The sequence below is a fragment of the Pseudomonas sp. BF-B-30 genome (assembly GCF_019956305.1).
Lineage (GTDB): Bacteria > Pseudomonadota > Gammaproteobacteria > Pseudomonadales > Pseudomonadaceae > Aquipseudomonas > Aquipseudomonas jessenii.
This window is the reverse complement of the sequence record NZ_JAHBDG010000044.1, coordinates 35,116-55,717: the sequence shown is the minus strand read 5'-3', so window position 1 is coordinate 55,717 and position 20,602 is coordinate 35,116. Positions and strand designations below refer to the sequence as shown.

At 60.1% G+C, this 20,602-nt stretch carries 18 protein-coding genes; 12 read left to right on the top strand and 6 right to left on the bottom strand.

Annotated elements, in window-relative coordinates; genetic code table 11:
• Positions 1-5 precede the first annotated feature (5 nt).
• From ssuC to KGB29_RS20960, 3 genes are read left to right on the top strand one after another with little or no spacing between them, the layout of a single operon-like run.
• The gene (gene ssuC / locus KGB29_RS20970; RefSeq protein ID WP_057712846.1) at positions 6-788 is read left to right on the top strand and encodes an aliphatic sulfonate ABC transporter permease SsuC; all 783 of its coding nucleotides are present in this window, start codon (positions 6-8) and stop codon (positions 786-788) included.
• Positions 785-1,591: an aliphatic sulfonates ABC transporter ATP-binding protein gene (gene ssuB, locus KGB29_RS20965; protein ID WP_090452038.1), complete on the top strand. Its 807-nt coding sequence runs from the start codon at positions 785-787 to the stop codon at positions 1,589-1,591. Before ssuC ends, ssuB begins: the two co-directional genes overlap by 4 nt.
• Positions 1,592-1,624: 33 nt before the next feature.
• Positions 1,625-1,840 carry a molybdopterin-binding protein gene (locus KGB29_RS20960; RefSeq protein WP_007967989.1) on the top strand — a complete coding sequence of 72 codons (216 nt, stop codon included), beginning with the start codon at positions 1,625-1,627 and terminating at the stop codon, positions 1,838-1,840.
• A 192-nt stretch (positions 1,841-2,032) separates the two neighbouring features.
• Here the strand turns inward: KGB29_RS20960 and KGB29_RS20955 are convergent, their stop codons facing one another.
• The gene (locus KGB29_RS20955) at positions 2,033-2,665 is read right to left on the bottom strand and encodes a TetR/AcrR family transcriptional regulator (RefSeq protein WP_057712848.1); all 633 of its coding nucleotides are present in this window, start codon (positions 2,663-2,665) and stop codon (positions 2,033-2,035) included.
• 277 nt (positions 2,666-2,942) lie between these two features.
• The gene (locus KGB29_RS20950; protein ID WP_053163627.1) at positions 2,943-4,319 is read right to left on the bottom strand and encodes a glutamine synthetase family protein; all 1,377 of its coding nucleotides are present in this window, start codon (positions 4,317-4,319) and stop codon (positions 2,943-2,945) included.
• A gap of 667 nt (positions 4,320-4,986) precedes the next feature.
• Here KGB29_RS20950 and KGB29_RS20945 point away from each other — a divergent pair.
• From KGB29_RS20945 to KGB29_RS20915, 7 genes are all read left to right on the top strand, one after another.
• Positions 4,987-6,345, top strand: coding sequence for a glutamine synthetase family protein (locus tag KGB29_RS20945; RefSeq protein ID WP_150813754.1), 1,359 nt, complete (start codon positions 4,987-4,989; stop codon positions 6,343-6,345).
• 59 nt (positions 6,346-6,404) lie between these two features.
• Entirely contained in the window at positions 6,405-7,769 is a 1,365-nt protein-coding gene (locus KGB29_RS20940; protein WP_150813755.1) for an aspartate aminotransferase family protein, read from the top strand.
• A gap of 188 nt (positions 7,770-7,957) precedes the next feature.
• Positions 7,958-9,070 carry a polyamine ABC transporter substrate-binding protein gene (locus KGB29_RS20935; RefSeq protein WP_090452031.1) on the top strand — a complete coding sequence of 371 codons (1,113 nt, stop codon included), beginning with the start codon at positions 7,958-7,960 and terminating at the stop codon, positions 9,068-9,070.
• A gap of 188 nt (positions 9,071-9,258) precedes the next feature.
• Positions 9,259-10,356: a polyamine ABC transporter substrate-binding protein gene (locus KGB29_RS20930; protein ID WP_150813756.1), complete on the top strand. Its 1,098-nt coding sequence runs from the start codon at positions 9,259-9,261 to the stop codon at positions 10,354-10,356.
• Positions 10,357-10,426: 70 nt separating this feature from the next.
• Positions 10,427-11,569, top strand: a complete 1,143-nt coding sequence (locus KGB29_RS20925; protein ID WP_150813757.1) for an ABC transporter ATP-binding protein — start codon at positions 10,427-10,429, stop codon at positions 11,567-11,569.
• A gap of 35 nt (positions 11,570-11,604) precedes the next feature.
• A complete protein-coding gene (locus tag KGB29_RS20920; protein ID WP_173677919.1) occupies positions 11,605-12,486 on the top strand; it encodes an ABC transporter permease subunit in 882 nt (293 codons plus the stop codon).
• Entirely contained in the window at positions 12,483-13,373 is an 891-nt protein-coding gene (locus KGB29_RS20915; protein WP_057712854.1) for an ABC transporter permease subunit, read from the top strand. Before KGB29_RS20920 ends, KGB29_RS20915 begins: the two co-directional genes overlap by 4 nt.
• 142 nt (positions 13,374-13,515) lie before the next feature.
• On the opposite strand, the gene KGB29_RS20910 is transcribed toward KGB29_RS20915, so the two are convergent.
• Positions 13,516-14,157, bottom strand: coding sequence for an HD domain-containing protein (locus KGB29_RS20910; protein WP_150813758.1), 642 nt, complete (start codon positions 14,155-14,157; stop codon positions 13,516-13,518).
• A gap of 305 nt (positions 14,158-14,462) precedes the next feature.
• Between KGB29_RS20910 and KGB29_RS20905 the strand changes: the two genes are divergently transcribed.
• Entirely contained in the window at positions 14,463-15,428 is a 966-nt protein-coding gene (locus tag KGB29_RS20905; RefSeq protein WP_057712856.1) for a GlxA family transcriptional regulator, read from the top strand.
• Positions 15,429-15,573: 145 nt separating this feature from the next.
• On the opposite strand, the gene KGB29_RS20900 is transcribed toward KGB29_RS20905, so the two are convergent.
• Both KGB29_RS20900 and KGB29_RS20895 read right to left on the bottom strand, forming a co-directional pair.
• Positions 15,574-17,973, bottom strand: a complete 2,400-nt coding sequence (locus KGB29_RS20900) for a penicillin acylase family protein (RefSeq protein ID WP_150813760.1) — start codon at positions 17,971-17,973, stop codon at positions 15,574-15,576.
• 102 nt (positions 17,974-18,075) lie between these two features.
• Entirely contained in the window at positions 18,076-18,657 is a 582-nt protein-coding gene (locus KGB29_RS20895; protein ID WP_090452017.1) for a DUF6436 domain-containing protein, read from the bottom strand.
• A 96-nt stretch (positions 18,658-18,753) separates the two neighbouring features.
• Here KGB29_RS20895 and KGB29_RS20890 point away from each other — a divergent pair, with 96 nt between their 5' ends.
• Positions 18,754-19,701, top strand: coding sequence for an alpha/beta hydrolase (locus KGB29_RS20890; RefSeq protein WP_150813761.1), 948 nt, complete (start codon positions 18,754-18,756; stop codon positions 19,699-19,701).
• Between the two features lie 111 nt (positions 19,702-19,812).
• Here the strand turns inward: KGB29_RS20890 and KGB29_RS20885 are convergent, their stop codons facing one another.
• On the bottom strand, positions 19,813-20,565 hold the full coding sequence (locus KGB29_RS20885) for a DUF2059 domain-containing protein (RefSeq protein WP_057712860.1): 753 nt from the start codon (positions 20,563-20,565) through the stop codon (positions 19,813-19,815).
• Positions 20,566-20,602: the final 37 nt, after the last annotated feature.

Below are 20,602 nucleotides of genomic sequence, written 5' to 3'. Positions count from 1 at the left end.
CAGTCATGAAGAAAATCATCCACAGCCTGGCGCCATGGGCGTTGCCGGTGTTGCTGCTGGCGGTATGGCAGTTGAGTGTGTCGGCGGGTTGGTTGTCGACACGGATCCTGCCGGCACCCATCGCCGTCATCGAGGCCGGTGTAAGTCTGGTGCGCAGTGGCGAAATCTGGACACACCTGGCGATCAGTGGCTGGCGTGCCGCGCTGGGCTTCACCATCGGTGGTGGTATCGGCCTGACGCTCGGCTTCATCACCGGCCTGTCGAAGTGGGGCGAACGCCTGCTCGACAGTTCGGTGCAGATGATCCGCAATGTGCCGCACCTGGCGCTGATTCCACTGGTGATCCTGTGGTTCGGCATCGACGAGTCGGCGAAGATTTTCCTGGTGGCGCTGGGCACGTTGTTCCCGATCTACCTCAACACCTATCACGGCATCCGCAACGTCGACCCGGCGTTGGTGGAGATGGCGCGTAGCTATGGCCTGAGCGGTTTCAGCCTGTTCTGGCAGGTGATTCTGCCGGGGGCGCTGCCTTCGATTCTGGTCGGCGTGCGCTTCGCCCTGGGCTTCATGTGGCTGACGTTGATCGTGGCGGAAACCATTTCCGCGAGTTCCGGCATCGGCTATCTGGCCATGAACGCCCGGGAGTTCTTGCAGACCGACGTGGTGGTGCTGGCGATTCTGCTGTACGCGGTGCTCGGCAAACTGGCCGACCTCGCGGCCCGTGGACTTGAGCGTGTCTGGCTGCGCTGGCACCCGGCCTATCAGGTTGCCAAGGGAGGTGCGGCATGATTGCGGAGCAACCTCCACGCCTGCTGCGCGGCATTCCGCTGGCGGTGCGCAAGCTGCAAAAAACCTTCGGCTCGCGGCAGGTGCTGCGCGAGATCGACCTGCACATTCCGGCGGGCCAGTTTGTTGCCGTGGTCGGTCGCAGTGGCTGCGGCAAAAGTACCTTGCTGCGATTGCTCGCCGGCCTCGATCAACCCACGGGCGGTGAGTTGCTCGCCGGTGCCGCGCCATTGAGCGACGCGCGGGAAGACACGCGGCTGATGTTCCAGGAAGCGCGTTTGCTGCCGTGGAAAAAGATCATCGACAACGTCGGTCTGGGCCTCAAGGGCAACTGGCGACCGCAAGCGCTTGCAGCTTTGGAGGCGGTGGGCCTGGCCGATCGCGCCCACGAGTGGCCGGCAGCGCTGTCCGGTGGGCAGAAGCAACGCGTGGCGTTGGCCCGTGCGTTGATCCATCAGCCGCGCCTGCTGCTGCTCGACGAGCCCTTGGGGGCGCTGGATGCCCTGACCCGAATTGAAATGCAGCAACTGATTGAACGGCTCTGGCAGCAGCACGGTTTCACGGTGTTGCTGGTGACCCATGACGTCAGTGAAGCCGTGGCGATTGCCGATCGGGTGATCCTGATCGAAGACGGCGAAGTCGGCCTCGACCTGCACGTGGAACTGCCGCGCCCTCGGGTTCGTGGCTCCCATCGGCTGGCGGCACTGGAAACCGAAGTCCTCAATCGCGTGCTGGCGCTGCCCGGCCAACCGCCGGAACCGGAACCCGTTTCACCCTTGCCTACGCAATTGCGCTGGGCTCAATAACTCAAGTCTTACCCAACGACAGGAATCAACATCATGACTATCAAGGCCATCAACGTTCGCAACCAGTTCAAAGGCTCCATCAAGGAAATCGTCCTCGGCGACGTGCTGTCGGAAATCGACGTGCAGACCGCGTCCGGCATTGTCACTTCGGTGATCACCACACGCTCGGTGAAAGAGCTGGAACTGGCGGTCGGCAGTGAAGTGATCGCGTTTGTGAAATCCACCGAGGTGTCGATCGCCAAGTTGTAAGCCACATGCGTAAACAACAACCCCGAAGGGTTTGAGCCCTTCGGGGTTTTTCATGTGTGTTTGTCTTGAGCTGAGCGGTGCGGCCATCGCGAGCAAGCTCGCTCCCACAGGATTATTTGTCGTTCACAGAATCTGAATTCACTGAAGATCCTTGTGGGAGCGAGCTTGCTCGCGATGAGGTCAGTGAGCGCACTAGAGGTTCCGCTTGGGCAGATACGGTGGCAAATACAACCCCACATAAGCATCAAACACCCGCATCCCTTCCTCGGCCATGCGCGGCGTAATCTGCCCGTGCTGCTGCACCGAGCGCGCATACACCCGGTCGCCCAGCTCCATGGCCAGGGCGAACACATCGACATCACTCGGCAAGGTCGGCAGCTCGAAGTGATGGTCGAACAGCTTGTGCATCAGGTCGCCCAGTTCGATGTCGTGCTGGCGGTCGGCCTGGGTGACTTCGGTCAGGCCGTGCTGGGCCAGAATGAGTTGGCGGGCGGCAGCATCCTCTGCGTAGATGTCGAGCATGCGTTGTTCCACCAGTCGCGACAGATCGCGCCAGCCATTCAAGGCGTGGTGGTCGATAGGGGCTTGCAGGCAGGCGCGGAAGGCCGCATGGACGTCGGCGGTCAAGGCTTCGAGCAACGCCGGCACGCTGGCGAAGAAGTGGTAGACCGAGGAGGGCGGTATCTCCGCGCGCTCGGCGACGCTGTAGATCGACAGGCTGGCCACGCCCTCGGCAGCCAGCAGCGTGCGGGCCGCATCGAGTATCGAATCGATCCGGGCCTGGCTGCGTGCGCGGGGTTTGCGGGGGGTGGCTACGCGTGTCATTGGAGTCTCCTGCGGGGCTGCGGGCATTGTACGCAGAGCGCGAGGATGATCCATACCCTGTGGCGAGGGGGCTTGCCCCCGTTGGAGGGCGAAGCACTCCCAAACCCGGTAATCGCGGTATGTCTGATACACATGAGGGTGTATTTTTTGGGGCTGCTGTGCAGCCCAACGGGGCGGTGCGGCGTCCCGACAAGCCCCCTCGCCACAGGAGGCGGTGTTGGCCATAAAAAAACGCCGCAGGCTTTTACAGCCGGCGGCGTTTTTTTACTGCAACCGATTAAACGGTATGCAGGTACCAGTTGTACTCGAGGTCGGAGATGGAGTGTTCGAACTCCTCCAGCTCGCTCTCTTTACAGGCCACGAAGATATCGATGTATTTCGGATCGATGTACTTGGCCATGACTTCGCTGTCGTCCAGCTCGCGCAGTGCATCGCGCAGGTTGTTCGGCAGGCTCTGCTCGTTCTGCTCGTAGCTGTTGCCTTCGACCGGGGCGCCAGGCTCGATTTTGTTGGTCAGGCCGTGGTGCACGCCTGCCAGGACCGAAGCCATCAGCAGGTACGGGTTGGCATCGGCGCCGGCTACACGATGTTCGATGCGCACGGCGTCGGCGGAGCCGGTCGGTACGCGAATCGCCACGGTGCGGTTATCCAGACCCCAGCACGGCGAGTTCGGCACGTAGAACTGTGCGCCGAAACGACGGTAGGAGTTGACGTTCGGGCAGAGGAAAGCCATCTGCGCCGGTAGGGTCTCGAGCACACCGCCGATCGCGTGACGCAGTGCGGCGTTCTGCTCGGGATCCTCACTGGCAAAAATGTTCTTGCCGTCTTTGTCGAGAATCGAGATGTGGACGTGCAGACCATTACCCGCCTGGCCTGGGTAAGGCTTGGCCATGAAGGTGGTGTCCATTTCATGGTCGTAGGCGATGTTCTTGATCAGGCGCTTGAGCAGGACCGCGTAGTCACAGGCCTTGATCGGGTCAGCCACGTGGTGCAGGTTGACTTCGAACTGCGCCGGGGCACTTTCCTTGACGATGGCGTCGGCCGGAATGCCTTGCTCTTTGGCACCCTCCAGAATGTCCTGGAGGCAGTCGACGTATTCGTCGAGGTCGTCGATCAGGTAGACCTGAGTCGAGTGCGGACGTTTGCCGGAAACCGGCGAGCGCGGCGGTTGCGGACGACCGTTCACGTTCTCCTGGTCGATCAGGTAGAACTCCAGTTCGAACGCGGCGCAGATGGTCAGGCCCATTTCGTCGAACTTGCGCACCACATTGGCCAGCACTTCACGCGGGTCGGCGAAGAATGGTTCGCCTTCGAGTTCGTGCATGGTCATCAACAGTTGCGCGGTCGGGCGCTTCTGCCATGGCTCGTTGCATAGGGTATCGGGGATTGGATAGCAGATTCGGTCAGCATCGCCGATGTCCAGGCCCAGGCCGGTGCTTTCCACCGTCGAGCCATTGATATCCAGAGCAAATAGAGAGGCCGGCAGGTTGATGCCTTTCTCGTAAACCTTGTGGAGGCTGGTGCGTTCGATGCGCTTGCCGCGCACCACACCATTCATATCCGCAATCAGAAGGTCAACGTACAGAACCTCAGGATGTTCCTTAAGGAACGCGTTCGCTTCGTTAAGCTGAACGGCACGCGGGGGTACCGACATGATGCAACACCTTTGTTGTTAAAAATATCAATCATTGATCTTTTCAGATTCCAGTCAACCCGAACGGCATGCCGAAGTCAAGCGAGGCCTTTTTTGCCCTAAAAAAGCGCCTGTGTGGCTTTTTTGAGGCACTTTGGGGCGTTTTTATGCCCTTGGCCTCTATGGCGCCCGCAGGCTTGAGCGGGCCGTGTTGTATTTTTTACGGGGGTGTTGTGTAAAAAAATGAACAAGGCTAAGCTCGAATCAAACCCATAACAGCAATAATACCGGGGTGCTTCATGTCTCGCCTGCCGATAATCGGCGTCACCGACTGCTCAAGACAGGTCGGTCGGCATGCTTGTCACATCAGTGATGACACGTCCGTCCGTTCCGTGGCCCCGGCGGTTCTGGTGATCCTCCCATCCGTGACGGTTCAACCGTCCCCGTCCGATATTCTGGACGGTCGCGATGGCACCCCCATTACGGTTACTCCATTCAATATAGAACCGATTCACAATAGCGGCCTGACCATTGTTCAGGGCACCGCTCGCGATTCTGCACGCCCGGCCTCTGCAGCCGTGTTGCCAAGCACGATAATCTGCCGCGCAAACGCTCTACAACGCGACGCCGATGCGTCAAACAACGCCTGACCTCAAAAGGGTCAGACAACTCAAGCCTAGAGGCATTTATGAGTAACAACCTCGACCAGCTCACCGATTGGTTGAAAAACCACAAGATCACAGAAGTCGAATGCATGATCGCCGACTTGACCGGGATTACCCGGGGCAAGATTTCGCCGACCAACAAATTCATCGCCGAAAAAGGCATGCGCCTGCCAGAAAGCGTTCTGTTGCAGACAGTGACCGGCGATTACGTCGAAGACGACATCTATTACGAACTGCTCGACCCGGCCGACATCGACATGATCTGCCGCCCCGACCAGAGCGCGGTGTACCTGGTGCCGTGGGCCATCGAGCCGACCGCCATCGTCATCCACGATACCTACGACAAGCAAGGCAACCCGATCGAGCTGTCGCCGCGCAACGTGCTCAAGAAAGTCCTGAAACTCTATACCGACAAAGGCTGGCAGCCGATCGTGGCGCCGGAAATGGAGTTTTACCTGACCAAGCGCAGTGACGACCCGGACTACCCGCTGCAACCTCCAATCGGCCGCTCCGGTCGCCCGGAAATCGGTCGCCAGTCGTTCTCCATTGAAGCCGCGAACGAATTCGATCCGTTGTTCGAAGACGTCTACGACTGGTGCGAATTGCAAGACCTGGACCTCGATACGCTGATCCACGAGGACGGCACGGCGCAGATGGAAATCAACTTCCGTCACGGCGATGCCCTGTCCCTGGCCGACCAGATCCTGGTGTTCAAGCGCACCATGCGCGAAGCCGCGCTCAAGCATGATGTGGCCGCGACCTTCATGGCCAAGCCGATGACCGGCGAGCCGGGCAGCGCCATGCACTTGCACCAGAGCGTCATCGACATCGAGACCGGCAAGAACATCTTCTCCAATGACGACGGGACCATGAGCCAGTTGTTCCTGCACCACATCGGTGGTCTGCAGAAACTCATTCCCGAGCTGTTGCCGCTGTTCGCACCCAACGTCAACTCATTCCGCCGCTTCCTGCCGGATACCTCGGCGCCGGTGAACGTGGAGTGGGGCGAAGAGAACCGCACCGTGGGCCTGCGGGTGCCGGATGCGGGGCCGCAAAACCGTCGGGTGGAAAACCGCCTGCCGGGCGCCGATGCCAACCCGTACCTGGCGATTGCCGCGAGCCTGCTCTGCGGTTACATCGGCATGGTCGAAGGCCTGAACCCGAGTGCGCCGGTAGTGGGGCGTGGCTATGAACGCCGCAACCTGCGCCTGCCGCTGACCATCGAAGACGCGCTGGAACGCATGGAAAACAGCGCGACCATCGAGCGTTACCTGGGCAAAAATTTCATCACTGGCTACGTTGCGGTCAAGCGGGCCGAGCATGAAAACTTCAAGCGCGTGATCAGTTCGTGGGAAAGGGAATTCCTGCTCTTTGCCGTCTGATACGCCGGGCGCCGCCGCTGCCTGGCGGCGCCTTCACGTGATTTTTTTAGGAGATTCGTATGACCAGCAACAATCCGCAAACCCGTGAATGGCAAACCCTGAGCAATGATCACCACCTGGCTCCGTTCAGCGATTTCAAGCAGCTGAAAGAGAAAGGCCCGCGGATCATCACCAACGCCAAGGGCGTTTACCTCTGGGACAGCGAAGGCAACAAGATCCTCGATGGCATGGCCGGCCTGTGGTGTGTCGCAATTGGTTATGGTCGCGATGAACTGGCCGATGCCGCCAGTAAACAGATGCGCGAACTGCCTTACTACAACCTGTTCTTCCAGACTGCGCATCCGCCGGTACTGGAACTGGCCAAGGCTATCGCCGACATCGCGCCTGAAGGCATGAACCACGTGTTCTTCACCGGTTCCGGCTCCGAAGGCAACGACACCATGCTGCGTATGGTTCGTCACTACTGGTCGATCAAGGGTCAGCCGAACAAGAAAGTCATCATCAGCCGCAAGAACGGCTATCACGGTTCCACCGTGGCCGGCGCGAGCCTGGGCGGTATGACGTACATGCACGAACAGGGCGACTTGCCGATCCCGGGCATCGTTCACATTGCCCAGCCGTACTGGTTCGGCGAAGGCGGCGAAATGACCCCGGAAGAGTTCGGTGTGTGGGCGGCCAATCAGCTGGAAGAAAAGATTCTGGAGGTCGGCGTCGACAACGTCGGTGCCTTTATTGCCGAGCCGATCCAGGGTGCCGGTGGCGTGATCATTCCGCCAGAGACTTACTGGCCGCGCATCAAGGAAATCCTCGCCAAGTACGACATTCTGTTCGTGGCTGACGAAGTGATTTGCGGTTTCGGTCGTACCGGCGAGTGGTTCGGCAGCGATTTCTACGACCTCAAGCCAGACATGATGACCATCGCCAAGGGTCTGACCTCGGGCTACATCCCGATGGGTGGTCTGATTGTGCGTGACGAAGTGGTGGACGTGCTCAATGAGGGCGGCGACTTCAACCACGGTTTCACCTACTCCGGGCACCCGGTGGCAGCGGCTGTGGGGCTGGAAAACATCCGCATCCTGCGCGACGAAAAAATTGTCGAGCGCGTGAAGTCCGAAACGGCACCGTATTTGCAAAAGCGTCTGTGGGAACTGAACGATCACCCGCTGGTGGGTGAAGTTCGTGGGGTGGGTCTGTTGGGGGCCATCGAACTGGTCCAGGACAAGGCCACACGCAAGCGTTTCGAAGGCAAGGGCGTCGGCATGATCTGCCGTCAGTTCTGCTTCGATAACGGCCTGATCATGCGCGCCGTCGGCGACACCATGATCATCGCTCCGCCACTGGTGATTACACCGGCGGAAATCGATGAACTGGTGACCAAGGCTCGCAAGTGTCTTGACCTGACCCTGAGTGCATTGCAGGGCTAAGTGCTAGGCTCTGAGCGGAGGTACAAAGTTCTACATAGGAAGTAGAAGCTTTCGCTCAGAACTGTCAGAAAGCGTGGCCGTTTCCTTGAAAGACCGATGTGGATCTTGCCAGACTAGCCGCGGTTCCAGTTGCCCGGGTTCGGTCGCTGAACAAGTGGTTCAAAAAAGAAAAATTTGGAGCATTACGCATGAAGGCACTAGGTAAAAAGCTCGCTGGCAAGACTCTGCTTGCCATGTCCGTAATGGGTTTGATGGCCGGCGCGGTTCAGGCCGATGACAAAGTACTGCACGTGTACAACTGGTCCGACTACATCGCACCTGACACCGTCAAGAAGTTTGAAGACGAGTCGGGCATCAAGGTTGTCTATGACGTCTTCGACAGCAACGAAACCCTTGAAGCCAAGTTGCTGGCAGGCAAGTCCGGTTACGACATCGTTGTACCGTCGAACAACTTCCTGGCCAAGCAGATCAAGGCTGGCGTCTACCAGAAGCTGGACAAGTCCAAGCTGCCTAACTGGAAGAACCTGAACACCGACCTGCTCAAGGCCGTTTCCGTGAGCGACCCGGGTAACGAGCACGCCTTCCCGTACATGTGGGGTTCGATCGGTATCGGCTTCAATCCCGAGAAGGTCAAGGCTGCGCTGGGTGCCGACGCGCCGACCAACTCCTGGGACCTCTTGTTCAAACCTGAAAACGCCGCGAAGTTGAAGGCGTGCGGTATCAGCTTCCTCGATTCGCCAACCGAGATGATTCCGGTGGCATTGCACTACCTGGGCTATCCAACCGACAGCCAGGACAAGAAACAACTGGCCGAAGCCGAAGCGCTGTTCCTGAAAATTCGTCCTTCGGTAGGTTACTTCCACTCGTCCAAGTACATCTCCGACCTGGCCAACGGCAACATCTGCGTGGCCGTGGGTTACTCGGGTGACATTTACCAGGCCAAGTCCCGCGCGGAAGAAGCCGGTGGCAAGGTGAAAGTCAGCTACAACATTCCCAAAGAAGGTGCCGGCAGCTTCTACGACATGGTCGCCATCCCTAAAGATGCCGAAAACGTCGAAGGCGCCTACAAGTTCATGACCTTCCTGCAGAAGCCGGAAATCATGGCTGAAATCACCAACGCCGTACGTTTCCCGAACGGTAACGCGGCTGCAACTGCGTTGGTCGATAAAGACATCACCAGCGACCCGGGCGTTTACCCGCCGGCGGACGTGCTGGCCAAGCTGTACGCGATTGCCGACTTGCCGGCCGCGACCCAGCGAATCATGACCCGCAGCTGGACCAAGATCAAATCCGGTAAATAAGCCGGTTTGATGCAACAACCTGTTGTCGCCACCCGCGCGGTGGCGGCAGCAGGTGTAATTAAATGACAGAAAGTTTTGCTGGAACGGTTTTTCGAGGGTAAGTTGCGCGCCGGTTTTGTTGCCGGGCAACCACGGTTGTCATGTAGCGCGGGGCAACTTGGGCCCAACTAATTTCAGAGGACCTCCACTTGCCTATTTTTTCTATGTTGCGCAATGCCATGCTGGTGGGTGCCGGGCTGACAGTTGCTGTCAGTGTCCAGGCCGCCGGTACCGTGCATATTTATAACTGGTCCGACTACATCGGCGAGACCACCCTGGCCGATTTCCAGAAAGAGACCGGTATCAAGCCGGTTTATGACGTCTTCGATTCCAACGAAACCCTGGAAGGTAAATTGCTGGCCGGGCGTACCGGCTACGACGTGGTCGTGCCGTCGAACCACTTCCTCGGCAAGCAGATCAAGGCCGGGGCATTCCAGAAGCTCGACAAGTCGCAGCTGCCGAACTATTCGAACCTCGATCCAGTGCTGCTCAAGCGCCTGGAACAGAACGATCCGGGCAACCTGTACGCCGTGCCGTACCTGTGGGGCACCAACGGCATCGGTTACAACGTCGACAAGGTCAAGGCTGTGCTGGGCGTCGATACGATTGATTCGTGGGGCGTGCTGTTCGAGCCGCAGAACATCAAGAAACTGCAAAGCTGTGGCGTCGCATTCCTCGACTCCGCCGATGAAATGATGCCGACAGTGCTCAATTACATGGGCCTGAACGCTAACAGCACTGATCCCAAGGACTACGAAAAGGCCACCGCCAAGTTGCTTGCAGTGCGGCCTTACGTAACTTACTTCCATTCCTCCAAGTACATCGCGGATCTGGCCAACGGCGATATCTGCGTGGCGATCGGTTTCTCCGGCGACATCTTCCAGGCCAAGAACCGCGCCGAAGAAGCCAAGAAAGGCGTGAACATCGCCTACTCGATTCCGAAAGAGGGTGGTGCGCTCTGGTTCGACATGCTGGCGATTCCGAAGGACTCGGCCAACGTCAAGCAGGCCCACGCCTTCATCAACTATTTGCTCAAGCCTGAGGTGATTGCCCAGGTCAGCGATTACGTCGGCTATGCCAACCCTAACCCGGGGTCGGACAAACTGATGGAACAGTCCATTCGCACCGACGAAGCGGTTTATCCACCGCAAGAGGTGCTCGACAAGACCTACGTGTCGATCGAGTTACCGCCGAATATTCAACGTTTGATGACCCGCAGCTGGACCAAGGTCAAGTCGGGTAAATAGTTTCAAGGCTCAAACTATCCAAGGTTCGCTCACCTTGAGCGAACTGAAAATTTTGTTGGGAGTTTCGTAAATGGCAGTTGCCTCCGGCGCCTATAAGAAAGCCCTCGAGGGCGACCAGTCACCTAAACAGGTGCTGGTCAAAATCGACCGGGTCACGAAGAAGTTCGACGAGACGATTGCCGTGGACGATGTGTCCCTGGAAATCAAGAAAGGCGAAATTTTCGCCCTGCTCGGCGGTTCGGGATCGGGCAAATCCACTTTGCTGCGCATGCTCGCAGGTTTCGAACGGCCCACGGAGGGGCGCATTTTCCTCGATGGCGTAGACATCACTGATATGCCGCCATACGAGCGGCCGATCAACATGATGTTCCAGTCCTACGCCTTGTTCCCGCACATGACCGTGGCGCAGAACATCGCCTTTGGCCTCAAGCAGGACAAACTGCCGACGTCAGAGATCGACGCCCGCGTGGCCGACATGCTCAAGCTGGTACAGATGAGCCAGTACGCCAAGCGCAAACCGCATCAGTTGTCCGGTGGTCAGCGTCAGCGTGTGGCCCTGGCCCGTTCCCTGGCCAAGCGCCCGAAGCTGCTGCTGCTCGACGAACCGATGGGCGCACTGGATAAAAAACTGCGTTCGCAAATGCAGTTGGAGCTGGTGGAGATCATCGAGCGCGTCGGCGTAACCTGCGTGATGGTGACCCACGATCAGGAAGAGGCCATGACCATGGCCGAGCGTATCGCGATCATGCACCTGGGCTGGATCGCCCAGATCGGCAGCCCGATCGACATCTACGAAACCCCGACCAGTCGCCTGGTCTGCGAATTCATCGGCAACGTGAACATCTTCGAAGGCGAAGTGATCGACGACGCCGAAGGTCACGCGATCATTACCTGCAAAGACCTGGATCGTCAGATCTACGTCGGCCACGGCATCAGCACTTCGGTGCAGGACAAGTCGGTCACCTACGCGATCCGTCCGGAAAAACTGCTGGTCACCGCCGACATGCCGACCTGCCAGTACAACTGGTCCAGCGGCAAAGTGCACGACATCGCCTACCTGGGTGGGCACTCGGTGTTCTACGTCGAATTGCCAAGCGGCAAGCTGGTGCAGTCGTTCGTGGCCAACGCCGAGCGTCGCGGGCAGCGTCCGACCTGGGGTGATCAGGTCTACGTGTACTGGGAAGACGACAGCGGCGTGGTGCTGCGCTCATGAACATGCGCAAATTCAAGCGTCGACTCAATCGAATAATTCCCGGTGGCCGTCAGATGGTCATCGGGGTTCCCTTCATCTGGCTGTTCCTGTTCTTCATGCTGCCGTTCTTCATCGTACTGAAGATCAGCTTCGCCGAAGCGGACGTGGCCATTCCGCCATACACCGAGATCTACAGCTACGCCGAGCAGAAGTTGCAGTTGCTGCTTAACCTGGGCAACTACGCGATGCTGGCCGGTGACGAGCTGTACATCGCCGCTTACCTCGGCTCGTTGAAGATGGCGTTTTTCAGCACCATCCTCTGCCTGCTGATTGGCTACCCGATGGCCTACGGCATCTCCGTTGCCCGCAAGGAAGTGCAAACGGTGCTGGTGCTGCTGATCATGATGCCGACCTGGACCGCGATCCTGATCCGCGTTTACGCGTGGATGGGCATCCTCAGCAATAACGGCCTGCTCAACGGGTTCCTGATGAGCATGGGCTGGATCGACGAGCCGCTGCAGATCCTCAACACCAACCTGGCGGTCTACATCGGCGTGGTTTATTCCTACCTGCCGTTCATGATCCTGCCGCTGTACGCCAACCTGGTGAAGCACGACCAGAGCCTGCTGGAAGCTGCGTCGGACCTGGGTTCGAGCACGTTCAACAGCTTCTGGAAAATCACCGTGCCGCTGTCGAAAAACGGCATCATCGCCGGCTGCATGCTGGTGTTCATCCCGGTGGTGGGTGAGTTCGTGATCCCGGAACTGCTCGGTGGTCCGGAAACCCTGATGATCGGTAAAGTGCTCTGGCAAGAGTTCTTCAACAACCGTGACTGGCCGGTGGCGTCTGCCCTGGCGGTAGTGATGCTGGCGATCCTGATTGTGCCGATCATCCTGTTCAACCGCAGTCAGGCCAAGGAAATGGAGGGTAAAGAATGAAGCGCTTCCGTTTCTCCAGCCTGATGCTGGTACTGGGTCTGTTGTTCATCTACCTGCCGATGCTGATCCTGGTCATCTACTCGTTCAACGCCTCCAAACTGGTAACGGTGTGGGGCGGCTGGTCGATCAAGTGGTACGTCGGCCTGCTCGACAACAGCCAACTGATGGGTTCGGTGGTGCGCTCGCTGGAAATCGCCTGCTACACCGCCATCGCGGCGGTGGCGCTGGGTACATTGGCGGCGTTCGTCCTGACGCGCATTACGCGCTTCAAGGGCCGTACCCTGTTCGGTGGCCTGGTCACTGCGCCGCTGGTCATGCCTGAGGTGATCACCGGTCTGTCGCTGTTGCTGCTGTTCGTGGCCATGGCGCAGATGATCGGCTGGCCGCAGGAACGCGGCATCGTCACCATCTGGATCGCCCACACCACGTTCTGTGCGGCCTATGTGGCGGTGGTGGTCTCGGCACGCTTGCGTGAGCTGGACCTGTCCATCGAAGAAGCGGCCATGGACCTCGGTGCGCGGCCGTGGAAGGTGTTCTTCCTGATCACCATCCCGATGATCGCGCCATCGCTGGCAGCGGGCGGCATGATGTCGTTCGCCCTGTCGCTGGATGACCTCGTGCTGGCGAGCTTCGTGTCCGGCCCGGGCTCCACGACCCTGCCGATGGAAGTGTTCTCGGCGGTCCGTCTGGGGGTCAAACCCGAGATCAACGCCGTGGCCAGCCTGATCCTGCTGGCGGTGTCCATCGTGACCTTCCTGGTCTGGTTCTTCAGCCGTCGCGCCGAAGAAAGCCGTCGTCGTGCGATCCAGCAGGCGATCGAAGAAGCGGCAGCCGACTCGTGGAAGCAACCGGACGTGCGTCGCGCGCAGGCGCCGGAAGCGGCTTGAGCCTGACGTCGGGTTGACCACGCTCTTGTGATCAACCCAATCCAAAATGTGGGAGCGGGCTTGCTCGCGAAAGCGTTGTGTCAGTCAATGTGGATGTAGACTGACACGACCCCTTCGCGAGCAAGCCCGCTCCCACATTTGCTTATGTGCCCCAGGGAGATTTACGAATGACCTCGACGAAGTTCATCGGCTTGAACCCCGGCTCCTGATCCACCAGCACATCAGTCTTCACATTGCCGAACGTGGTCTGCGGACGATGGCGCAAGCCGTCGGCAAACGCGCAGATGATGCACTCCTTGAATCCCTCGCCCCGTGGATGCGCATGCACCACCGCTTCGCGCTGCACGCTGGAAAACGCCGCGTAGTCCATGCCCAGCACGTCCATCTCGACGCCAGCCGTGACCAGTGCCACGGTGGGCCGCAAATGCTGAGGAACGCCCGGCGTGGTGTGCAGGGCAATCGATAGCCAGACCTGTTCGATGTCGTCATCGCTCAGTCCGTAAGGCTTGAGGAACGCCGCTGCCGCGTTGGCACCGTCGACTTCGAAGCGCTCGTTGTCGCTGCGATGACCTTGCACCAGTCCCAGGTCATGGAACATCGCGCCGACGTACAGCAACTCCGGGTTGTAGGCCAGTTGCTTGCGCTCGCCGCTCAGAGCACCGAACAGGAAGACCCGGCGCGAGTGGTGGTAGAGCAGGTCGGACTCGATGTCGCGGATGTATTCGGTGGTGGCCTTGGCCAGTGCGCTGTCGGGGATCTTGATGCCGGCGATGGTGGTGCTCATGGAGTTTTCCTCGTCGTGAACGCCTTGGCGGCGCTGAGGGTTTAAGTCTGTTCCGGCCCCGGAAACCGGACAATCGATCCATGGCTGCGATCCCGGCCAATGAGCGTGCATATCGTGCCAACCTCGCTTGTTGGGCGTGGATTGGCTAGGGTGCATGCAGACCCTGTAGGAGCGAGCTTGCTCGCGATGCACGTGAGGGCACCGCGTACATCCAGCCAGCTCCCGTCATCGTTGACGTCCATCGCGAGCAGGCTCGCTCCTACAGGTGAGCGTTGCAATCGGTGCCATGAGAGGCTCTTCGAACCATGAGTAAAACCGTAGCCATCGTGGTGTTCGCCGGCGTTCAGTCGCTGGATGTCACCGGCCCCATGGATGTGTTTTCCGAGGCCAATCGCTTCCTTGCCCCGCAGGATCACTATCGGCTGGAGGTGATCGGCGTCGAGCGCGGGATGATGGCGTGCTCCAACGGTTTGGCACTCAATGCCCATCGGCATTTCAGCGAAGCGCTGGAGCCGTATGACCTGTTGCTGGTGGCGGGCGGGCCGCAGTTGCCGTTCATGGATTTCGGCATGGCATTCGACGGCTGGTTGCGCGATGCCTGCGCGCGGGCCAAGCGCTTCGGCTCGATCTGCAACGGCGCGTTCATGCTCGCCCGGGCCGGATTGCTGGAGGGGCGCACGGTCACCACGCATTGGCAGGACGCATCGGATCTGGCGGCGCTGTGCCCCTCGTCCCGAGTGGAAGCGGATCGACTGTATGTTGAGGACGGCGAGCTGTTCACCTCGGCCGGGGTCACAGCGGGGATCGATCTGTCGTTGTATCTATTGGGCCGGGATCACGGGCCGGAAGTTGCACTCAGCGTCGCCAAGCGGCTGGTGGTGTTCACCCAGCGTTCGGGCGGGCAGTCGCAATTCAGCCCGTTCCTCACACCCCACGCCGAAGCGGATTCGGCGGTAGCGATGGTGCAGCATTACGTGCTGGCCAACCTGACGGGCGACCTGGCCATCGCCGACCTGGCCAATGCCGCCAACATGAGTGCGCGCAACTTCTCCCGGGTGTTTGCCAGGGAAGCGAAAATTACCCCGGCCGAGTTCGTCGAGCGAGCGAGGGTCGATGCGGCGCGCACGCTGCTGGAAAGCACCCGCGCGCCGCTCAAGACCGTGGCCTATCAATGCGGTTTTCGCGATGCCCAGCACATGCGCAGTGTGTTCAATCGCAGGTTGGGGGTGACGCCGCAGCAGTTCCGGCTGAACTTTGCGGCGATGGTTTGAGCTGAATTTGTAGGCGTCTATCAGGGCCCCATCGCGAGCAAGCTCGCTCCCACAGGTTTCTCTGGTGTTCACATAATTTGTGTTCGACACAGATCCTTGTGGGAGCGAGCTTGCTCGCGATGACGCCAGCCCGGCCAGCAAAAATCTATGGTACAGCCCGCGCCGGCAACAGCTTCAACGTACTGCGGGTATTGGCCGTGATCTCTTCTTCATTGAGATGCGCCTGGAAGTACATCCCCTCGACGTAGGCCTCGGCCTGATCATCATAGTGGCTGTCGAACAGGACTCCGCTCTGGCCGACCGGGTTGATGGTCAGGCTGTGGGCCGGGTCGGAGAAGTCGATCAGGCGCCGGGTCGAAGGGCCGTAGGTGACGGGCCAGGGTGCCGGTCCGATTTTCGCCGAGAGGTTGTTCGGCACTTCATGACTGCCAGGTGCGGCGAAGGGGCCGACATTGAAGAACAGGTCCAGCGGCTTCTGCTGCCCGAGCGGATGGCCATGGGTCAATGTGTGCGCGCTGCCCCACTGCCATTGCGAGGCGTCTGCGCCGAGGGTGCTCTTGAGGTGCGCGAGGCTGGCTTGCCAGGCGGCCTTCACCGTGTCGGCACGGGTTTCCTTGCCGAGGGTGCTGCGGTTGTCCCACCACGGCGAATCGGCGCTGGCGGCCAGGCGGGGGAGCGCGGCGTCGATCACCCGGGTCGAGAGCAGCGTTTCGAAGAAGTCGTTACCCAGTTCATCGCGCATCGTCGCGTCAGTCAGGTTGAACAGGAACTGGTTGAACAGCGTGGCACTGGTCGAGTCGATCGGGTAATCGCCTTTCCACTGGGCCAGTTGCTCCACCAGTTTGAGTTCGGCGGGATCGCTCACCACTTCGCGCAACACCGGCAACAGCGGTGCCAACAGGCGCGGGCCGTAGGCGGTAGTGGTGCCCAGTTGCAGTTTCTGGCTGTTTTCCAGGTCCCATTTGATCGCTTTGTCGCTGAGCTGGCGATTGAGTTGCTGGCCGCGATCGGCAAGGTTGTAGTAGCCGGGAATCTCCATGCCGGTTGGCGACACCGGCTGGAAGTTGGCCGAGACGATGTAGCCCCGGGCCGGGTTTTCTTCCTGAGGGTTGGCGCTGAACGGGTAGAAGCCATCCTTGTCCGCCTCGGCGGTGCTGCCATCGAGGATGAACCACGGGCGTACACCCGCCGGGCGTTTAGGCAATTGTGCCGCCGCCCACCAGCCGATATCTCCCTTGGCATTGGCCCAGACAACGTTCAGGCCCGGGGCCTGGATTTTTGCCGCGGCACCACGGGCCTTGGCCAGGGTGTCGGCGCGATTGAGCTGGTAGAAACCCTCCAGGATCGGGTTCTGGCTTTCGAGAAATGCCCACCACATGGCAATCGGGGTTTTACCGACGCCGCTGCCCAAGGCATCGTTGACGATCGGGCCGTGGGGCGACTGACGCAACACCAGGGTGACTGGCGCCTGGCCCTTGACTGCGATCTGCTGCTCGCTGGTCGTCATGTCCACCCACTTGCCGCGATACCAGACCTGATTGGGGTTGTCCGGGTTGACCTTCTCGGCGATCAGGTCGAGGTCGTCATTCTGGAACATGGTGATGCTCCAGCCGAAGTCGTGGTTCATGCCCAGCGACGCAAACGGCATCAAGGCCTGATAGTGGCCGTAGAGTTCGAAGCCGGGCGCCGAGAGCTGCGCTTCGTACCACACTGACGGCGCGGAAAAACGGATATGCGGATCACCCGCCAGCAGCGGCTTGCCGCTTTGGGTCCGGCTGCCCGCGACGACCCAGGCGTTGCTGCCCTCGAACTGTGGCAGGCCGTTGTCAGCCAGGGCTTGTTCGCTCAAGCGGGCGAGGGCATTGAGGTCTTTCCAGTCGGCGCTGGCCAAGGTGGTGCCGGTCCCGTTGAGCACGCCCTTGGGCTGCCAGTCGAGATCGAAGATGTTCAGGTATTGGGGCCCCAGTTGATCGCGCACGAATGTCAGCAGGGGTTCGGTACGAAATGCCGCAGCAAAACTGTAGGCCATGTAGCCGGCGATGCTGATGGTGTCCTGGGCGGTGAACGGGCGTTTTGGAATGCCCAGCACATCGAACTCCACGGGTTTGGCGTGGCTGTCCTGATACTGGTTGATGCCGTCCAGATAGGCTTGCATGGCGATGAAGGAGGGCGACTGCTTGTCGAGGTTCGCCAGGTAAGTTTCTGCGCGTTCGCGAATGCGCAGGCTGCGCATCAGTTTGTCGGTGTCGAGCAGCTTCGGCCCGAGCACTTCAGCCAACTCGCCACGGGCCAGGCGACGCAACACTTCCATCTGGAACAGGCGGTCCTGGGCATGCACGTAGCCGAGGGCGCGGTACAGGTCGGTTTCGTTGTCGGCGCGGATGTGCGGGATGCCACGCTCGTCGTAGCGCACGGTGACGGAGCCTTGCAGGTGTTGCAGTTCCACCATGCCCTGGCGTGACGGCTGCTTGCTGTAGAGGTACCAGCCGGCTCCGGAGGCCAGCACGACGATCAACAGAGCGAGAGCGGTCAGGCTGCGTTTCATAAGAGTCCTTGTTGTTATTGTGATTCCTGATGCCACTGTGTAACACGGGGTGCCGATTTGGCGCATCGCCCGTAGGAGGGATTCGTATTACCCCGTCTTTCCCTATTTAGTTGGATCGACAGGCCACGGGCAGTAACAACCCACGGCCAGTGTGTGCGTGGCACTCACTGCGCGGCCTTCATCCAGCGCTTGCAGGATCGGCTCGATAAAGCTGTTGCTCGAGTTGCAGGTCAGGCCTTCGCTGTAGGGGCCGAAGTACGCCAGTTTGCCGCTGCGATCCCAGATCGCCACGGCCGGGCTGGCGGGGATCTGCTCTGAGCCGGGCAGGATGTCGATGGTTTTGAGGCTGCTCAAGGTGCTCGGCAATTGGCCGTGGCTACCGGGTTTTTGCACGGCATAGAATTCCACGCCATGGGGTCGGTAGCGCTCGACCAGCTCGGTCAGGTGTTGTTGATTGCCGACATTGCACGGGCAGGCCGGGTCCCAGAAATGCACAAGACGGATGGCGCCAGGGCCGGCGAGGGATTCGGGAAGGCGTAGCGGATCACCGGAAAACATCGCGGTGTGCTCGCTGAACGCCCGCAAGTAACGCCCCTGGAACCAGTCGTAGGCCGCCCACAATACGCCAGCACACACCACGGCGAGCAGGCTGGCAAACAGGGGGGCGCGAAGGGGCGAGCGCATCGGTTCAATCCTCGAAGGGTGGCTAGCTTGCCATGCTTGCCGCGACAGATGAATATCGCAGGCCTATAAAGTCCGTTTCACGTTCTGGAATCGTCCATGCCGGCTACTTTCGACCCTGATCTTCTACGTGCAAGCCTGCTGCCATTGGCTGCCGGGCAGCCGTTGTCGGCGCAGGCGCAGGCTTACCAGCAATTCTACGGGCTGGATTTTGCCTCGCGTCAGGTGCGCAGCGGCCTTGGGCGATTCGAGGTCGACGGTTATGAGCTGGTCAGCCAGTTCTGGTGGCCCGAGCGAGCCAAGGCGACGCTGTTTGTCATCCACGGTTTCTACGACCACACCGGGCTCTATCGGCATGTGATCGAGTGGGCGCTGGACCAGGGCTTTGCGGTGATTGCCTGCGACTTGCCGGGGCATGGCCTGTCCAGTGGCGAACGGGCGAGCATCAAGGATTTCGCCGAGTATCAGGACGCATTGCAAGGGTTGTTCCGCGAGGCGCAATCCCTCGACTTGCCGCAGCCGTGGCACTTGTGCGGGCAGAGCACCGGCGGGGCGATCGTGATCGATCATGTGTTGAATGCGGGGGCGAGCAGCCCGGCCCAGGGCCAGGTGATTTTGCTGTCGCCGCTGGTGCGGCCACGGGCGTGGGGTTGGTCGCAACTGAGTTACTACCTGCTCAAGCCTTTCGTCAAAGCCATCGCCCGGCGTTTCAGCGAGAACTCCAACGACCCGGCCTTTCTGCCGTTTCTGCAGGCCGATCCGTTGCAGCCGCTGCGCCTGCCGACAGCCTGGGTGGGCGCGTTGGCGCGCTGGATCAAACGTATCGAGGCCGCCCCCATGAGTACCCGCCGGCCGCTGATCGTGCAGGGGCAGGCCGACATGACGGTGGATTGGGAGCACAACCTGGAAGTGTTGCGGGGAAAGTTTGATCGGCCGCAGGTGCTGATGCTGCCCGAGGCACGACATCATCTGGCGAATGAGACGCTGGTGATGCGGCAGGAGTATTTCGGGTTTTTGACCAGACGGATAAAAGGCCGTAATTCCTAGCGCCTGTTCTGGCCCCTTCGCGAGCAAGCCCGCTCCCACAGAGGGGCGGTGTGCACAGATCCAATGTGGGAGCGGGCTTGCTCGCGAAAGCGGTCTATTTGGAAACGAAAATCACTGGGTCAGGTTCGAATTGCTCTGCCCCACCGCCAACCCCGCCCGAATCGCCGCCAGCGCCGCTTGATAATAAGCCTGGCCTTCCGCCGATTCGGCAAAGGTCGCGAACTCTTCCAGTTCGTTGTCCGACAGGTCGCGATAGACATACAGCAGTGTGTTGTTAAGGTCGCTACCGATCTGCTCCATCAGGCGCTGGCGCTGGCCGTTGAGCATGCCCTGGGCCTGACCGGCACCGAGCAATCCCGGGATCATCGAGCTCAGGCTGTCGGCGGCAACCCCGGCAATCGCCAGGCTGACTTCCGCGCCGGCCTCGCGTGCGGGCAGGGCTTGTGCCAAATGGCCGATGATCAACATGCGGCTGTCGCTGGCCTGCATCTTCGGCAGACCCTTGGCGTTTTTTGCCAGTTGGTCGCGACGGGTCGCCAGCAACTCGGCGGCGACGATTTTCTTGCCCAGAGGCGACTGGAAAAACGTCAGCGCGGGTTTGGGGTCGGCGAGGTTCTTGCGCAATTGCGCTTCGGCGCGCTGGTCCACGGCCTTGGCGGAAAATCGCTGATTGCTGTTGCTGACCAGTGCCTGAAACACCGCCGGAGGCAGGCTGCCCTGGTAGCGTTGCTGAGCAGCCGAGAGGGCATCGCTGAAATGCGCGCGTTGTTCCGGCCAGCCGGCGACCTTGTACAACTGATCGTGGCCGTCTGCCCAGGCGGGCAAAACGCAGAACATCAGCAGGGATAAAAGCAAACGGCGCATAGGGACTCCAGTCAGCAGGCGACTATTCTCCGTGTGG

Bases quoted from the DNA above. Each gene is read 5' to 3' on its own strand.
- ssuC (WP_057712846.1), top strand. From the start codon at position 6: ATGAAGAAAATCATCCACAGCCTGGCGCCATGGGCGTTGCCGGTGTTG.
- ssuB (WP_090452038.1), top strand. From the start codon at position 785: ATGATTGCGGAGCAACCTCCACGCCTGCTGCGCGGCATTCCGCTGGCG.
- KGB29_RS20960 (WP_007967989.1), top strand. From the start codon at position 1,625: ATGACTATCAAGGCCATCAACGTTCGCAACCAGTTCAAAGGCTCCATC.
- KGB29_RS20955 (WP_057712848.1), bottom strand. From the start codon at position 2,665: ATGACACGCGTAGCCACCCCCCGCAAACCCCGCGCACGCAGCCAGGCC.
- KGB29_RS20950 (WP_053163627.1), bottom strand. From the start codon at position 4,319: ATGTCGGTACCCCCGCGTGCCGTTCAGCTTAACGAAGCGAACGCGTTC.
- KGB29_RS20945 (WP_150813754.1), top strand. From the start codon at position 4,987: ATGAGTAACAACCTCGACCAGCTCACCGATTGGTTGAAAAACCACAAG.
- KGB29_RS20940 (WP_150813755.1), top strand. From the start codon at position 6,405: ATGACCAGCAACAATCCGCAAACCCGTGAATGGCAAACCCTGAGCAAT.
- KGB29_RS20935 (WP_090452031.1), top strand. From the start codon at position 7,958: ATGAAGGCACTAGGTAAAAAGCTCGCTGGCAAGACTCTGCTTGCCATG.
- KGB29_RS20925 (WP_150813757.1), top strand. From the start codon at position 10,427: ATGGCAGTTGCCTCCGGCGCCTATAAGAAAGCCCTCGAGGGCGACCAG.
- KGB29_RS20915 (WP_057712854.1), top strand. From the start codon at position 12,483: ATGAAGCGCTTCCGTTTCTCCAGCCTGATGCTGGTACTGGGTCTGTTG.
- KGB29_RS20910 (WP_150813758.1), bottom strand. From the start codon at position 14,157: ATGAGCACCACCATCGCCGGCATCAAGATCCCCGACAGCGCACTGGCC.
- KGB29_RS20905 (WP_057712856.1), top strand. From the start codon at position 14,463: ATGAGTAAAACCGTAGCCATCGTGGTGTTCGCCGGCGTTCAGTCGCTG.
- KGB29_RS20900 (WP_150813760.1), bottom strand. From the start codon at position 17,973: ATGAAACGCAGCCTGACCGCTCTCGCTCTGTTGATCGTCGTGCTGGCC.
- KGB29_RS20895 (WP_090452017.1), bottom strand. From the start codon at position 18,657: ATGCGCTCGCCCCTTCGCGCCCCCCTGTTTGCCAGCCTGCTCGCCGTG.
- KGB29_RS20890 (WP_150813761.1), top strand. From the start codon at position 18,754: ATGCCGGCTACTTTCGACCCTGATCTTCTACGTGCAAGCCTGCTGCCA.
- KGB29_RS20885 (WP_057712860.1), bottom strand. From the start codon at position 20,565: ATGCGCCGTTTGCTTTTATCCCTGCTGATGTTCTGCGTTTTGCCCGCC.